Origin of the sequence: Haemophilus parainfluenzae (genome assembly GCF_036288925.1) — a bacterium.
Classification (GTDB): Bacteria; Pseudomonadota; Gammaproteobacteria; order Enterobacterales; family Pasteurellaceae; genus Haemophilus_D.
Genome location: NZ_CP127167.1, coordinates 444,877 through 459,434 on the forward strand (window position 1 = coordinate 444,877; position 14,558 = coordinate 459,434).

At 40.0% G+C, this 14,558-nt stretch carries 13 protein-coding genes; 3 read left to right on the plus strand and 10 right to left on the minus strand.

Going from position 1 to position 14,558, the window contains the following annotated elements; translation table 11 throughout:
- Positions 1-50 precede the first annotated feature (50 nt).
- Genes lptD through QQS40_RS02290 form a run of 6 tightly spaced genes read right to left on the minus strand, consistent with a single transcriptional unit; the run spans position 51 to position 6,839 of the window.
- The gene (gene lptD, locus QQS40_RS02265; protein WP_329505885.1) at positions 51-2,393 is read right to left on the minus strand and encodes an LPS assembly protein LptD; all 2,343 of its coding nucleotides are present in this window, start codon (positions 2,391-2,393) and stop codon (positions 51-53) included.
- Positions 2,394-2,439: 46 nt separating this feature from the next.
- Positions 2,440-2,991 carry a DNA-3-methyladenine glycosylase I gene (locus tag QQS40_RS02270; RefSeq protein WP_308601806.1) on the minus strand — a complete coding sequence of 184 codons (552 nt, stop codon included), beginning with the start codon at positions 2,989-2,991 and terminating at the stop codon, positions 2,440-2,442.
- Positions 2,988-3,806: a shikimate dehydrogenase gene (gene aroE / locus QQS40_RS02275; RefSeq protein ID WP_329505890.1), complete on the minus strand. Its 819-nt coding sequence runs from the start codon at positions 3,804-3,806 to the stop codon at positions 2,988-2,990. The genes QQS40_RS02270 and aroE overlap by 4 nt, the downstream gene beginning before the upstream one ends.
- A gap of 3 nt (positions 3,807-3,809) precedes the next feature.
- Positions 3,810-4,361 carry an L-threonylcarbamoyladenylate synthase type 1 TsaC gene (gene tsaC, locus QQS40_RS02280; RefSeq protein ID WP_329505892.1) on the minus strand — a complete coding sequence of 184 codons (552 nt, stop codon included), beginning with the start codon at positions 4,359-4,361 and terminating at the stop codon, positions 3,810-3,812.
- 15 nt (positions 4,362-4,376) lie between these two features.
- Positions 4,377-4,913, minus strand: a complete 537-nt coding sequence (locus QQS40_RS02285) for a DNA topoisomerase family protein (protein ID WP_049356812.1) — start codon at positions 4,911-4,913, stop codon at positions 4,377-4,379.
- 9 nt (positions 4,914-4,922) lie between these two features.
- Positions 4,923-6,839: an ABC transporter ATP-binding protein gene (locus QQS40_RS02290; RefSeq protein WP_049356814.1), complete on the minus strand. Its 1,917-nt coding sequence runs from the start codon at positions 6,837-6,839 to the stop codon at positions 4,923-4,925.
- 139 nt (positions 6,840-6,978) lie between these two features.
- Between QQS40_RS02290 and QQS40_RS02295 the strand changes: the two genes are divergently transcribed.
- Positions 6,979-8,019 carry an LLM class flavin-dependent oxidoreductase gene (locus tag QQS40_RS02295; RefSeq protein ID WP_049356816.1) on the plus strand — a complete coding sequence of 347 codons (1,041 nt, stop codon included), beginning with the start codon at positions 6,979-6,981 and terminating at the stop codon, positions 8,017-8,019.
- A 32-nt stretch (positions 8,020-8,051) separates the two neighbouring features.
- On the opposite strand, the gene QQS40_RS02300 is transcribed toward QQS40_RS02295, so the two are convergent.
- Complete coding sequence (locus QQS40_RS02300) at positions 8,052-8,954, minus strand: LysR family transcriptional regulator (protein WP_049356818.1); 903 nt, start codon at positions 8,952-8,954, stop codon at positions 8,052-8,054.
- A gap of 128 nt (positions 8,955-9,082) precedes the next feature.
- Between QQS40_RS02300 and hchA the strand changes: the two genes are divergently transcribed.
- Entirely contained in the window at positions 9,083-9,949 is an 867-nt protein-coding gene (hchA, locus tag QQS40_RS02305; protein ID WP_049356820.1) for a glyoxalase III HchA, read from the plus strand.
- Between the two features lie 136 nt (positions 9,950-10,085).
- Here hchA and glpE read toward each other — a convergent pair whose 3' ends face one another.
- The 3 genes from glpE to ilvY are packed head-to-tail and all read right to left on the minus strand — an operon-like array spanning position 10,086 to position 12,191.
- Positions 10,086-10,403, minus strand: coding sequence for a thiosulfate sulfurtransferase GlpE (gene glpE / locus QQS40_RS02310; RefSeq protein ID WP_049356822.1), 318 nt, complete (start codon positions 10,401-10,403; stop codon positions 10,086-10,088).
- Positions 10,393-11,280 (minus strand): EamA family transporter RarD, encoded by an 888-nt coding sequence (rarD, locus tag QQS40_RS02315; protein ID WP_049356824.1) that lies wholly within the window; start codon positions 11,278-11,280, stop codon positions 10,393-10,395. The genes glpE and rarD overlap by 11 nt, the downstream gene beginning before the upstream one ends.
- Positions 11,281-11,312: 32 nt before the next feature.
- A complete protein-coding gene (gene ilvY, locus QQS40_RS02320) occupies positions 11,313-12,191 on the minus strand; it encodes an HTH-type transcriptional activator IlvY (RefSeq protein WP_297568969.1) in 879 nt (292 codons plus the stop codon).
- Between the two features lie 688 nt (positions 12,192-12,879).
- Between ilvY and ilvC the strand changes: the two genes are divergently transcribed.
- Positions 12,880-14,361 (plus strand): ketol-acid reductoisomerase, encoded by a 1,482-nt coding sequence (gene ilvC / locus QQS40_RS02325; RefSeq protein WP_005627251.1) that lies wholly within the window; start codon positions 12,880-12,882, stop codon positions 14,359-14,361.
- Positions 14,362-14,558 lie beyond the last annotated feature (197 nt).

Genomic DNA, 14,558 nt, shown 5'->3' on the forward strand with positions numbered 1-14,558 from the left:
CACTTCTAAAAAACAAAAAGGCTATCTTTCGATAGCCTTTATTCATTTTACTATAAGCTAAATGCTTGAATATAAGGAAGTTTACCTTTCTTCAGCATGTCCTCAATACCGCTTTGATGGTCATTTTCACCTAAGCCACGTAATTCAAAGGTAACACCAATGCTGTTGTCATAAACCACTTGATCATCACGTTGATTTTGTCGACTGGTGACATAACGTCTCGCCCCTACGCCAACAGACCAACAGCATGAGTTATATTGCACACCCACATATTGCTCAACCGGTTTTTTCAATGCAATGTCTTGATAGTATTTTCCGACAACTGCCCAATTATCTGAGACTTCCCATGCGGCTAGGACACCAATCTGTTTAATATCTTGTTGGTAACGGTTAGCAGACGCACCTAAATTTTGGTTGATATACTCTTTACTTGCGTAACGATAATTTAACTGAATCAGATTGTTCTTCATCGGGTTAAATTCAAAACTGCTATTTGCTAATGATGCTTTATCTAGCAAGGTATCATATTGGTAGCTACCGCGCCAATTCCATTTATCGCTCATTTTCCAGTTAGATTCCAACGCCCAAGAAGAAGAGGATTTTTGTGTGCGATTACTCGGGTTATCATCAATTCTGGAGGCCGTTAAATAATAAATTTGTCCTGCGGAGAAGTTAAAACGCTCATCGGCATTTTTATCATAAAAACGGGTGGTTCCTCCTACTGTCACCTGGTTAGCCGATGAAATACGGTCTAAACCACTATAGCGACGGTCACGAAATAAGGAATAATAATCTTGCTGAATTAACGCTGAATCATAACCAAAACCAAGATAATCATTGACCTGTTTTGAACCGATATTACTTTGATCTTTATACGGTCGATATAAGTATTGTGCGTGTGGTTCTAGTGTTTGTGTATAGCCATCAAATAAAGTTTTGTTGGTGGCTAAAACTGTTTGTAAGTCTACTTTTAATTGTGGCAATACACGATTTACGGATTTTTGTACCTCTTCTGCAGCAGCAGAAGATCCTTTCTTCTGATTATAATGCGTTGCATAAAGTTTGTTTTCAATGTTCAAGTTTCCGTATTTATTTGACATTACTGTCGTCAAACTCGGCTCAGTATGGAAACGCCAAGCCGTTGGCATTAATGCACTGTCATTATCAAAACGTGCGGCTTGTGAGAATAATTTAAAATCTAACCAACCATTTGCTAAATCATTTTTATAATAATTGAAGTCCATTTGTGGCATCGTACGATACGGCCCAACGGAAACTTCGTCAAAAATCTGAAACTGACGAGCTGAAATCGCAAAATTATAGTTTGGCTGATAATACGCAATACGAGCATGTTGGTTGGCATAACCGTCTGTGCTGCTGCCATAATCCGAATCAAAATCAGTGAAGTAGCGGTTATCACTGACTTTAGTATAATCAATATTCAAACGCCAATTTTCAAGAAAAGAGGAGTTGTGATTCCAATAAAATAAATGGCGTTTATGACTCTCGCTGATATATTCATCGTAACGATCTCGTCCTAAATATTCGCCCGCCAATTTACCTTCACCAACGGGTGTTAAATAACGGAACTCACCATTTAATTGCCAGCCACGCTGTGACATATATTTTGGTGCAAATGTGGCATCGTAATTTGGTGCAATGTTCCAATAAATTGGTTGTTTATACCAAAAACCATCACGACTAGAATGACCGACTGTTGGCATTAATAAACCTGAACGACGACGATCACCAATCGGTAATTGTAGATAAGGAGTATAGAATACCGGCACACCTAATACTTTAAAACGAGCATGCCAAAATTCAGCATATTCTTCTTTAATGTGCTGACGAATCTCAGAGGCATCTACCGCCCAAGCATTATCATCGGGTAAACAAGAGGTAAATGTCGCATTTTTCATTAAACGGTAATTATCACCTAACTCAATTTCCTGAGCTTTACCACGACCTTGGCGTCCTACAAGTTGGTAGTCTGCATCGGTGACATTACCGTTTTTACTATCTAAATTAAAACTCGCATCATTCCCTAATAGGTTAATTTGATTATCTTTGTAATCAAATCCTCCTCGCAAATAAGCCCAACGCTGAGCTTGATTGCTCTCACCTGTTTGTTTGACTTCAACTGAATTTCCGACCAGATGACGGTTTCCTTGTTTCAAATCCACATTGCCTTGATAAATCGCCTGAGTTGGCTGATTAATCTCTGCTTTATCTGCTTCAATATAAACCGGCAAATTATTAACATCATCTTTCACAACCTCACCAGTAAAATGAGGCACGCCAAGTAAACACTGAGCATGCAGATCTGCCAAACTTTGTTGACTATAAAGTGCGGTCAGAATTGAGATTGAAATTAAGGTATATTTTTTATTCATAATTCAGTTCTTATTCAGATGAAATTAGGGGGATTATACTGGAATATCACTTACAACAACAGCCATTTATATGGTCGTTGACTAACCCCATAGATTGCATAAAAGCATAGCACGTGGTTTCGCCAACAAAGACGAAACCACGTTTTTTTAAGGCTTTAGAAAGAGCTTTAGATGCTTCTGTTTTAGCCGGCACAGTTCGCAAATCAGGCACATCATTCACAATCGGTTTATGATTCACAAATGACCAAATAAAATCACTGAAATTTTCACCGCACTTTTCCATCGCCAAATAAGCTTTCGCATTTTTGACAATAGCCTCTAACTTGGCTCGATGGCGAATTAATCCTGCATTTTTCATACAAGCATCAATATCAAGTGCGGTCATTCTCGCGATTTTTTGGGGATCAAATTGATGAAAGGCTACACGGTAAGATTCACGTTTTTTCAAAACTGTAATCCACGAAAGCCCCGCTTGCTGCCCTTCCAAACAAATTTTTTCAAATAGCTTTTGGCTGTCGAATTCAGGCTTACCCCATTCCTTGTCATGATAATCAATATAAATAGGCTGTTCGCCAACCCAAGGGCATCGAGTCATCATAACATCGCCTTTTTGAGCTGTTCATAGATTGCGACAAAATCAGGCATCACCCCACGCCATAAATGGAAAGAATGTGCAGCTTGCGCGACCAACATTCCAAAGCCATCACTAACATTGGTTAAACCTAAACTTTTACATAATGCGATAAATGGCGTGTCCGCACCTTTCGCATATTGCATATCATAAAAAGCCGAGCCCAATTTTAAAATTTCAGTATTAATTGGAGCCGTTCCACCACTTAATCCAGCAGAAGTGGCATTAATCACTACATCATAAGTTTGTAGCGGAATAGAATCCATTGAGGCAGCTTGAATATTGCCGTAAGGCTGAAATCTTTCAGCTAATTCTCTGGCTTTGGAAAAAGTGCGGTTAGCAAGGACAATATTTTGTTGAGCTTGTAAAAGTGGCAATAATACGCCTTTTGTTGCTCCACCTGCTCCTAGAATTAATATGCGTTGATTTGGATGAAGCCAATTCAAACGTTGTAAATCTGTCACCAAACCGATCCCATCAGTGTTATCCGCATAAAGTTTCCCATCATCAAGTTTTTTTAGCGTATTACAGGCTTCCGCCAGTTTTGCTCGTTGGCTATATTCGTCTGCCAGCTGATAAGCTCGTTCTTTAAAAGGTGAAGTAATATTGCAACCTTTTGCGCCCTCCTCAAAAAATGCCAAAAGCTGTTGTTCAAAAGCATCAAGATCGCCTAACTTTGCAATGTATTCTATGGCTTGATGCGTTTGCGCGGCTAACTGACTTTGAATTAATGGCGATTTACTTTGCGCAATCGGATTCCCCCACACAGCATAAAGATCCATAAATTATCCCTGTCTAAAAAGTTGATTTGTGCGCAAGTCTCGAATTTCGGATGGATTGCGTGCCCCGCCTACCATTTCATCTAATACTGGAAAATCTGCACCGAATTGTGACCGCACTTCATCAGCGATGCGGCAAGGTGGCTCACCAGTCAAATTGGCGCTAGTAGAAGTTAATGCAAACCCCGTGAGTTCACATAAGGCTTTTACGGAAGGATGATCGCACAAACGTACTGCGATGCTATCAAATTTGCCTGTGAGAAAATGCGGGGTGGTCGATTTAGCGGGAACAATCCAAGTAGTTGGACGTTCATATTTACCTTGAAGGCGAGAAAGCTGCTCATCATTAATCTGCTCAAAATCGACAAAAGGACGGAAAAAATCCAAGCTAGATGCCACTAAAATCAACCCTTTTTCCACGGGACGTTGCTTTAAATCAAGTAATTTTTTTACCGCACTTTCACTTTGCGGATTACAGCCCAAGCCAAATACAGCTTCAGTGGGATAAGCAACCACTTGATTTTGTCGAAGGGCCTCGGCGACTTGTTCTCTATTCATTTCACTCTTTTACTTTTATTGCTCAAAAATATGACGGCAAGTTTTATTTGCACACTGGAAAATTTGTTTTTCCCCATCTTCGCTTTTTAACAAAGAAAGTGGAAAATGGCACGTTGGGCAAGGCACGGTATAAGGCTTGGCAGGCAAAGAAAATTTACATTTAGGGAAATTATCACAGCCGTAAAAAATCTTTCCTTGACGACCACGACGAGAAATCAAATGCCCCGTTTTGCATTCAGGACAAGCCATTTTTTCCTCAGATTCAGATTCTTCCCGCACCACAAAATCGCATTCAGGATAATAACTACAACCAATAAACATTCCAAAACTGCCTTGTTTCAACTGCAATAAATTACCGCACTTCGGACAAATTTCATCAAGTGTTTTTAATACTTTATGTTCCGATCGTTGCAAAGGTCGCAAATAATCACATTCAGGATAAGCAGAGCAACCTAAAAACAGCCCTTTTTTGCCTTGTTTAATTTGCAAAGGCGCACCACATTGAGGGCAATATTCCTGTTGTTTGCTATGATGAAAAAGGCTTTGATTCATAATCTGTCCTTATGCTTGAAGCATTTCTTCCAATTCTTCTTGGGCTGCCAACCAATCCATCTCGACTTCTTCCAATGCTTTCTTCACATCCACTTGTTGAGCCAAAAGTGCGGTCAATTTTTCTTTATTTTCCTCGCTGTAGAGTTCGGAATCAGCCAATTGGTTTTCAATCTCCGCAAGTTTGGAGGCATGTTTATTCATTTTTTCCTCCAATTGAGAGATTTGTTTACGAAGAGGCGCAGTTTGTTGGCGAAGTTCGGCCTCACGACGTTTTTGTTCCTTGCGATTTTGCATGGAATTTTCATTGTCGTCATTTTTCTCCGAGGATTTATTTTCTGGTGCACTATTTTGTTCATTCAGCCACTTTTGATAATCCTCTAAATCGCCTTTGAATTCTTCCACTTTTTTATCGTGTACTAAATAGAATTCTTCCACGGTATTACGTAGTAAGTGCCGATCGTGAGAAACCACCACCAAAGAGCCTTCGTAATCTACTAGCGCTTCAGTTAATGCCTGACGCATATCCAAATCCAAGTGGTTGGTTGGTTCATCAAGTAATAGCAAATTCGGTCGTTGCCAAACAATCAAAGCTAACACCAAACGGGCTTTTTCTCCTCCTGAAAAGGATTTCACTGTTTGATTTACTTTATCGCCGTGAAACGCAAAACCACCCAAATAATCTCGAACCTGTTGCTCAGTTTGCTCAGGCGCGAGTTTTTGCATATGCCAGAGAGCAGATTCGTCTGCACGTAGCGTATCAAGCTGATGCTGAGCAAAATAACCGAGTTGCACGCCTTTAGCTAATTGTACTGTACCAGAAAGAGCGGTGAGCTCGCCGGCTAACAATTTAATTAAGGTTGATTTACCTGCACCATTTTTCCCGAGCAAACCAATGCGCGAACCCGGTACTAAATTCAGCTTAATTTTACTTAAAATTTCTATCGCACTTTCACCGCTACCATAACCTGCACTCGCCTGCTCAATCATCACTAAAGGATTCGGCAAGGATAGTGGTGGACGGAATTCAAAAGTAAAAGGATTATCCACATAAGCCGGTGCAATCAGTTCCATGCGCTCTAAGGCTTTCATACGGCTTTGTGCTTGTTTAGCTTTGGTCGCTTTGGCTTTAAAGCGGTCGATATATTTTTGTAAATGGGAAATCTTTTGTTGTTGCTGACGATACATGGCTGTTTGTTGTGCCAGTTTAGTTGCCCGTTGCACTTCAAAGGAAGAATAATCGCCCGTGTATTCGTTAAGCTTCTGATTTTCGATATGGAGGATTTTCGTCACAATCGGATCGAGAAAATCACGGTCGTGGGAAATTAATACCAAGGTGCCCTGATATTGCACTAACCAACGCTCCAACCAAATTACCGCATCCAAATCCAAATGGTTGGTTGGCTCATCCAGTAATAATAAATCTGACGGACAAAGCAGAGCTTGCGCCAAATTCAAACGCATCCGCCAACCACCGGAGAAGGATTTCACTGGTTGAGCGATTTCTTCTTGGTTAAAACCCAAACCATGTAATAAGGAAGCTGCGCGAGATTGAATTGTCCAAGCATCCAAGGTTTCTAATTGCCCATGAATACGTGCAATGGCGTTACCGTCATTGCGTTCATTTGCTTGTTCAAGCTCTTGTTGCAAGCGGCAATATTCACGATCTCCTTGAATCACATAATCAATCGCTGAAATATCCAATGCCGGCGTTTCTTGATTCACCCAAGATACCCGCCAGTTGGATGGATAAGTGATCTCTCCACCCTCTGGCGTTAATTCTTTTTTTAATAGGGCAAAAAGAGACGACTTACCGCAGCCATTCTTCCCCACCAAGCCGACTTTTTGTTTCGGATTAATGGTTGCCGTGGCATTTTCGAGCAATTCGGTTTGCCCGCGCTTTAGGGAAATATTATTAAATACAATCATTTTTTCGAATACATCTGAATTTGTGCCTATTTTGCAATATTTTTCCTTTTCTCGGAACAGTCTATTCCCATTTTATCGATATTTCTGCCAGAAAAAACACGTATAATGACGCTCAACAAATCAATCATGAGGAAATAAAATGAAGCTCTCTATTCTTAATCTCGCCCCTGTTCGAGAAGGGCAAACTTATTTGCAAGCCGTTGAGTCTATGGTAAATCTTGCAAAACATGCTGAGAACATTGGCATTGAGCGCTATTGGATTGCTGAGCATCATAATATGAAAAATTTGGTGAGTTCAGCGACCGCACTTTTAATTCAACATACGCTAGCCAATACGAAGACCTTACGCGTGGGGTCTGGTGGCGTGATGTTACCAAATCATTCGCCGTATGTAGTAGCGGAGCAATATGGCACACTGGAGACGCTTTATCCAAACCGTGTTGAACTCGGTTTAGGCCGTGCGCCAGGAACGGATATGCAAACGGCTGCAGCACTTCGTCGTGGACGAAACAGTCTGGATTTCCCTGCGGAAATTGCGGAACTTCGCGGTTACTTTAAAGATTGCAACCCTGTTTCAGCTTACCCTTCCGCCGGCTTGAATATACCATTTTATATTTTAGGATCTAGCACCGAAAGTGCCTATCTTGCGGCAGAGCTTGGCTTGCCTTATGCTTTTGCTTCACACTTTGCGCCACGCATGATGGAAATGGCGGTGGAGATTTACCGCAAAAACTTCAAACCATCGACCTATCTTGCTGAGCCTTATGTCATCTTAGGTGTAAACGCGATTGTCGCCGAAACCGATAAAGAAGCAAGACAACTCGCGACGACACAAACATTATTTTTCTTAAATGTGGTGACTAACGCACAACAAAATTTACAACCACCGATGGCATCAGAAGAAGATGTTTGGAAAGCTCAAATGCACGCCCAAAAGAAACCGCACTTTGGCCCAGTCGATTTCGAGGAAATCCCAATTTACAACCAAGAGCGTGCCGTAGTGGAACAAATGACCGCTTGTTCGCTTATCGGTAGTCCTGAAAGCGTGGATTTTCAACTCAAGCAATTACGTGAACGGGTACATTTTGATGAAATTATGGCGGTGAGCTATATTTTTGATGAACAAAAACAAGCCCAATCTTATACAATGTTGAAAGCGATTGTGGATAAGCTATCGTGAAAAAAACATGGCGAGATTATCTCGCCATATTTTTATGCCTTAACCATTTTCGCTAACAAGATCTCTTTTAGTTTGTTATATACCCATATCACCCGCTCGGCGACAATCGTTTGATATGGTCGATATAAATAAAGCTGCCATTTTTGCTTTTCAATTTCAGGGAAGAGCTCCACCAATTGACCGTTTTCTAAATAGGGATCACAAACACTGTTGATAAGATAAGAGCAAGCGCGTCCAGCCAATGCTGATTGCAGTTCGCTTTGCACATCTGAGGCAAAAAAAATCGCGCGGTTTGGCATAAAGCGTTGTTCAGCATTGATTTGCCACTGCCAAATACGTTTAAGCTTAGGGTCAATCAAACCACTCAGCGGATAATTTTGAGCTAAATCTTGCAGATCTTTAGGAAAATCTAATCGTTTGAGTAAAGTTGGCGAAGCGACAATTTTTTCCGAAAAAGTGCAAATATGCTGCGCCACCCAATCCAGCTCGGGTTCTTGACAAATTCGCAAGCCAATATCGATCTGGTCATCCACACTTTTGAGCTTATCAATGCCCACCCACCAGTCAATCGCAATATCCGGGTAAGGCTCAAGTGCAGTTAATAATTCAAACAAAATTTCATCGTTATAAGGCATCGGAGGCAAAGTAATTCTCACAACGCCTTGCATTGCTTTATCTTTCACATTGTTTATGGAAAACAGCCGTTCACCTTCCGCCAAATATTGTGTGGCTTTCGGCAAAAATTGTTCGCCAAACTCTGTTAGCTTGATATTTCGTGTGTTACGTTTAAACACACTTTCACCTAATAAAGCCTCAAGATCGGCGATCATTCTTGTTACCACTTGAGGTGAAACGGCAAGCCGCTGAGCCGTTTCGCGAAAATTTAAGGTTTCAGCTGCGGAGCAAAAATAGCGAAGAGCCTCTAATTTATTCATCATTATTCCTTTTTTAAGAATAGTTTATTCTCATTTTATTGATTTTCAGTTCAAAAAACTAGGCTATACTTCACATCATTACGACAAATAACCTGTTTTAAATTTTCTTTTAACATTAGGAGAACAAAATGGCAGATCTCAAAAGTCCTGTGGCAGACCGTGCAGAACATAATGCGTTTTTCCCTTCAACGTACTCATTAAGCCAATATGTGGCAAAAAAAACGGATTTCGATGGTTTTAAATTCAACAAACCTTACACAGGCGGCAAACACAAAATTTTAATGGTCGCATCAGACGAGCGTTATCTTGAAATGAAAAATGGCAAATTATTCTCAACAGGTAATCACCCTGTAGAAACAATGTTGCCAATGTTACACATTCACCACGCAGGTTTTGAAATTGAAGTAGCAACCCTTTCAGGTAACGCTGTAAAATTTGAAATGTGGGCTATGCCAACAGAAGATGAAGCGGTGATGGGCTTATACGAAACCTACTTGCCGAAATTCAAAAGTCCACGTAAATTAGCGGATATGTTGGCGGAAGTCACTGCGGAAGATTCGCCATACTTAGGCGTGTTCATCCCTGGTGGCCACGCAGCATTGCACGGCTTACCGTTCAGCACCGATATGAAAGCTGTGTTAAACTGGGCGATAAAAAATGATAAATATATCATCAGTTTATGTCATGGTCCTGCGGCATTCTTAGCGGCAAGCGTGGACGAAAAACCAGAAGATTTCCCATTCAAAGGTTATGAAATCTGCGTGTTCCCAGACGCATTAGATGAAGGCGCAAACGTGGATATCGGCTACATTCCAGGTAAATTACAGTGGTTATTGGCTGAGCGCTTAGAAGCTTTAGGAATGAAAATATTGAATGAAGGCATTACCGGTCAAGTACACAACGATCGTAATGTACTAACTGGCGACAGTCCACTGGCGTCAAATAATCTTGGTATTTTAGCGGCGAATGAGTTGTTAAAGAAAGTAGGACAATAAGCCTAAATCAAGAAAAAGTGCGGTGAAATCAGATTTCATCGCACTTTTTGTTTATTAAGCCGGTTTTATGTCTACTAAATTCCCCCTATTAGAAAATAGGTATCAGATTAACCGCATTTTAAATCAACGAAAAATATTAATAAGCTGTTTCTATTGGTAAACCTGCCTTCTCCCAACCATCAAACCCACCGATTAAACTAAATACATTTTCATAGCCTTGCTCAACGAGAAACGTCGCCACATTTCGGCTACTCACGCCATGATAACAACTCACAATAATCGGGGAATCGAAATCCACCTGTTCTTCAAATTGTAAAAAGCTTTGGTTGGTTAAATGAAATGCCCCTTTTGCGTGGGAATAAGTAAAACGTTGTGGATCCCGAATATCTGCAAGCATGGCACCATTTTGTACCATTTCCCAAGCTTGTTCTGGACTAATTTCTTTAAATGACATGGTTTATTCCTTTAGCCCGTTGTTTATACACACCATCAAAAATAATCAGACTCATGGCCAATACTAAACAAATGAATAACGGATAGCTATTCGCATCCATTTCTTCTCCAATTAAAAATGAAATAATCACCATCAAAATGGTTTCAACATAACCTAAAAGGCCAAGTAAATTCATTGGCAGCATATTGCTCGCAATAACATAAGCAATCAATGCTGAGCCACTAATAAGCCCGAGTAATACCAATAATACCCAAATATTAGGATTCGATTCCTGCACGGTGGCAAAATCGGTTTGAAGGGCAAAGTAAACGCTTACTGGTAGTAATGCGATCATTTCTAAACAAAATGCGCCAAGATCAGTATTTTTTAAGGCTTTTCTTAGAGAGAAATAAGTCGTGTAGCCAACACAAATGACAATAGCTTCCCAAGATAAGCCACCTTTTAATATGATGTTGGAAATCACCCCGACTGTAGCAATTAATACCGCAATCAATTTTAGTGTCGAAATTCGTTCTTTAAAAATGAGTCGCCCCGCAGCCACCATCACAATTGGTAACAACAAATAACCGAAAGAGACACTTAAGGAGCTACCATTATTGGGTGCCCACAAAAAGAGCCACATTTGATAGCCCATTAATGCACCACAAATAATATAGGAGAGAACAAAGAGCGGTTGTTTTTTTATGCGTTTTATATGTTCCACTAATGCCTGTTTCTGTTTAAACATGATGACGGAAAGGGCGACGAAAGGAAATGTAAAAATCATTCGGTAGCCGAAAATATCCGTGCCGCTGAGGGGTTTCAGCAGCGTGGAAAAGTAATACATATAGCCAAATAAAAATGAGGCTAAAAGTGAAATGAGTACGCCTCTTAACATAATAAATCCTTAGGTCAATTTTGCTTATTATTCTAGTCTAACATCTCCCAAAATGCACGAATTAAGGGGTTTGCCAAATTTCTTTTTTGTACACAAACGCCCAAATCAAATGCCTCGACAGGATTGTCCAAATGCAAACGAGATACCTCCTTTGCCATCGGGTTATTATCAATCACCACATCAGGCAACATCGCTAATCCAAAACCGAGCGCTACCATTGGCACGATCCCTTCGTGTCCTGCTACGGTGGCATAAATTTTTGGATGTTTAATGTGTTTGCTACGTAGCCATTGTTCAATACGCTGCCGCGCCATTCCATCTAACGGCAAAATGAAAGGCATTTGCTGCCAATTGATGGGTTCTTCCTGTAATAATTGTGTCGCTAAACAAGCCACGTGAGGTGCAATCAATGAAAGGGAAATATCATCAATCTTATAAAACTCTAACCCTGCCGGCAGGTTGTTTGGTTTTCCTACCAATGCAAGATCCACTTGCTCTGATTGAATAAATTGTACCGCTGAAGCGGGATCACCAGTTGTCAGTTGAATTTCTACTTTAGGATAACGTGTACGAAACTTGGCTAACACCTGTGGCAAGTGGCTATATGAAGCCGTTACCGAGCAAAATAAACGTAACTCCCCGCTTAATTCCGCAGAATTATCCCGAAGTTGGCGCTTAAACTGTTGCCAATTTTGCCATTCTGTTTTCGCAAATTGCAAAAATTTTTCACCTTGTTCGGTTAAACGCACTTGTCGATTATCACGAATAAATAAAGGCTGTTCTAATTCTTCTTCCATTCGTTGAATCTGACGTGAAAGCGTAGAAGGAGACATGTGGTTTTGGGTGGCGGTTCTGGCGAAGTTTTTTGTATCACTGAGGTGAATGAATATTTGTAGGTCGTTAAATTCCATAATTTCTTCTTTTATTTAATATCAGGTTTCGCCGATGGCGACTTACTTTCTTTTGCTTGTACAAAAGAAAGTAAGCAAAGAAAAATACACCCCAGTTAAATCGCTGATCTTTGCTTTGTTTCAATTTTCTTTACGGCAATTTTCTAAACTCGCTGCGCTCAAACAGACGAAAATTGCCTAAAAATTGAAAGTCACAAAAGCGATTTATATGGGGCTTAAGATGTATTAGCACATTATTTTAAAATGAAGTTGATTATAAGATTATTTTTATAATGAAAAATATTCAATTTTTAACCGCACTTTAAATCAAAGAAAGAATAAAATATTTTCCCTTCTTTGCCGCCTGAAAAATTGGAAATTTGTAGGAAATTTTCGTCTGTTTGAGCGTAGCGAGTTCAGAAAATTTCCGTTAAGCAAATTTTCAATTTTTCAGGAAATAAGGCAAAGCAGGGTGTGCTTTCTTTTTGCCTACTTTTACTTTGCACAAGCAAAGAAAAAGTAGGTCGCTCATCGAGCGAAATACGATGCCAATTCACAAAAAAACAAAATAATTGCACAAATCGCAACATGACATTCCTATAATATCACTTTACGCAACAACAAAAAATCCTATAATCAAACCACAACAAAAAAATATGCAAACACAACCTCATACAAACATTAATCAACATCATACAAAGGATGAAAAATGGCTAACTATTTCAATACATTAAATTTACGCGAAAAATTAGATCAATTAGGTCGTTGTCGTTTTATGGATCGCAGCGAATTCGCTGATGGTTGCAACTACTTAAAAGGCAAAAAAATCGTTATCGTAGGTTGTGGTGCGCAAGGTTTAAACCAAGGTTTAAATATGCGTGATTCTGGTTTAGACATTTCTTATGCATTACGCCCTGAAGCGATTGCGGAAAAACGTGCTTCATTCCAACGCGCAACCGAAAATGGTTTTAAAGTGGGCACTTACCAAGAGTTAATCCCAACTGCAGACTTAGTGATCAACTTAACGCCAGACAAACAACACTCTAAAGTCGTGGCTGATGTGATGCCGTTAATGAAAAAAGATTCTGCATTCGGTTACTCACACGGTTTCAACATCGTTGAAGTAGGTGAGCAAATCCGTGAAGATATCACTGTTGTAATGACTGCACCAAAATGTCCAGGTACTGAAGTACGTGAAGAATACAAACGTGGTTTCGGTGTACCAACATTAATCGCAGTTCACCCAGCAAATGACCCACGTGGTGAAGGTATGGCAATTGCAAAAGCATGGGCAGCAGCAACCGGTGGTGACCGTGCAGGTGTATTAGAATCTTCATTCGTGGCAGAAGTAAAATCTGACTTAATGGGTGAACAAACCATTCTTTGTGGTATGTTACAAGCAGGTTCAATCGTATGTTACGACAAACTTGTTGCTGATGGTAAAGATCCAGCATACGCGGGTAAATTGATTCAATACGGTTGGGAAACCATTACTGAAGCATTAAAACAAGGCGGTATCACATTAATGATGGATCGCTTATCAAACAGCGCAAAATTACGCGCATTTGAACTTGCCGAACAAATCAAAGAAAGCCTTGGTTTCTTATATTACAAACATATGGATGACATCATCAGCGGTCACTTCTCAGCAACTATGATGGCTGACTGGGCAAATGGTGACAAAGATTTATTTGCATGGCGTGAAGCAACCGGCAAAACTGCCTTTGAAAATGCACCAAAAGCAGACGGCATCAAAATTTCTGAACAAGAATACTTTGATAACGGTGTATTAATGGTTGCAATGGTGAAAGCAGGTGTTGAATTAGCCTTTGATGCAATGGTGGCAAGCGGTATCTATGAAGAATCAGCTTACTATGAATCACTTCATGAATTACCGTTAATCGCTAACACCATCGCGCGTAAACGTTTATACGAAATGAACGTAGTTATTTCTGATACGGCAGAATATGGTAACTACTTATTCTCTAACGTCGCGACCCCTATTCTTGCTAAAGAAATCATCCCAACCTTACAAAAAGGTGACTTAGGTGAACCTACACCAGCAGTTGCTATCGACAACATCACCTTACGCGATGTAAACGATGCAATCCGTAACCACCCGGTTGAATTAATCGGTCAAGAGTTACGTGGCTACATGACAGATATGAAACGTATCGCTGTTGCAGGTTAATAACTTAAATTAAGAAAATCTAAGCCAACTTATTTAATAAGTTGGCTTTTTTTATGTTTTGAAAAGAGTAATATAAAAACAAGAAAATTTTTGACCGCACTTTCCATGATCGTTTAACTGTTATGACATTAGCGTTGCGGTGTAATAATAGTGTTCATAGAAATTAGATTTCTAGGACAGAACTGAATTTTTGTAAT

Excerpts from the sequence above, each read along its gene's own strand:
- lptD (WP_329505885.1), bottom strand. The coding sequence starts at position 2,393 with ATGAATAAAAAATATACCTTAATTTCAATCTCAATTCTGACCGCACTT.
- glpE (WP_049356822.1), bottom strand. The coding sequence starts at position 10,403 with ATGTCATTTAAAGAAATTAGTCCAGAACAAGCTTGGGAAATGGTACAA.
- aroE (WP_329505890.1), bottom strand. The coding sequence starts at position 3,806 with ATGGATCTTTATGCTGTGTGGGGGAATCCGATTGCGCAAAGTAAATCG.
- hchA (WP_049356820.1), top strand. The coding sequence starts at position 9,083 with ATGGCAGATCTCAAAAGTCCTGTGGCAGACCGTGCAGAACATAATGCG.
- ilvC (WP_005627251.1), top strand. The coding sequence starts at position 12,880 with ATGGCTAACTATTTCAATACATTAAATTTACGCGAAAAATTAGATCAA.
- QQS40_RS02285 (WP_049356812.1), bottom strand. The coding sequence starts at position 4,913 with ATGAATCAAAGCCTTTTTCATCATAGCAAACAACAGGAATATTGCCCT.
- rarD (WP_049356824.1), bottom strand. The coding sequence starts at position 11,280 with ATGTTAAGAGGCGTACTCATTTCACTTTTAGCCTCATTTTTATTTGGC.
- QQS40_RS02300 (WP_049356818.1), bottom strand. The coding sequence starts at position 8,954 with ATGAATAAATTAGAGGCTCTTCGCTATTTTTGCTCCGCAGCTGAAACC.
- QQS40_RS02290 (WP_049356814.1), bottom strand. The coding sequence starts at position 6,839 with ATGATTGTATTTAATAATATTTCCCTAAAGCGCGGGCAAACCGAATTG.
- ilvY (WP_297568969.1), bottom strand. The coding sequence starts at position 12,191 with ATGGAATTTAACGACCTACAAATATTCATTCACCTCAGTGATACAAAA.
- QQS40_RS02270 (WP_308601806.1), bottom strand. The coding sequence starts at position 2,991 with ATGATGACTCGATGCCCTTGGGTTGGCGAACAGCCTATTTATATTGAT.
- tsaC (WP_329505892.1), bottom strand. The coding sequence starts at position 4,361 with ATGAATAGAGAACAAGTCGCCGAGGCCCTTCGACAAAATCAAGTGGTT.
- QQS40_RS02295 (WP_049356816.1), top strand. The coding sequence starts at position 6,979 with ATGAAGCTCTCTATTCTTAATCTCGCCCCTGTTCGAGAAGGGCAAACT.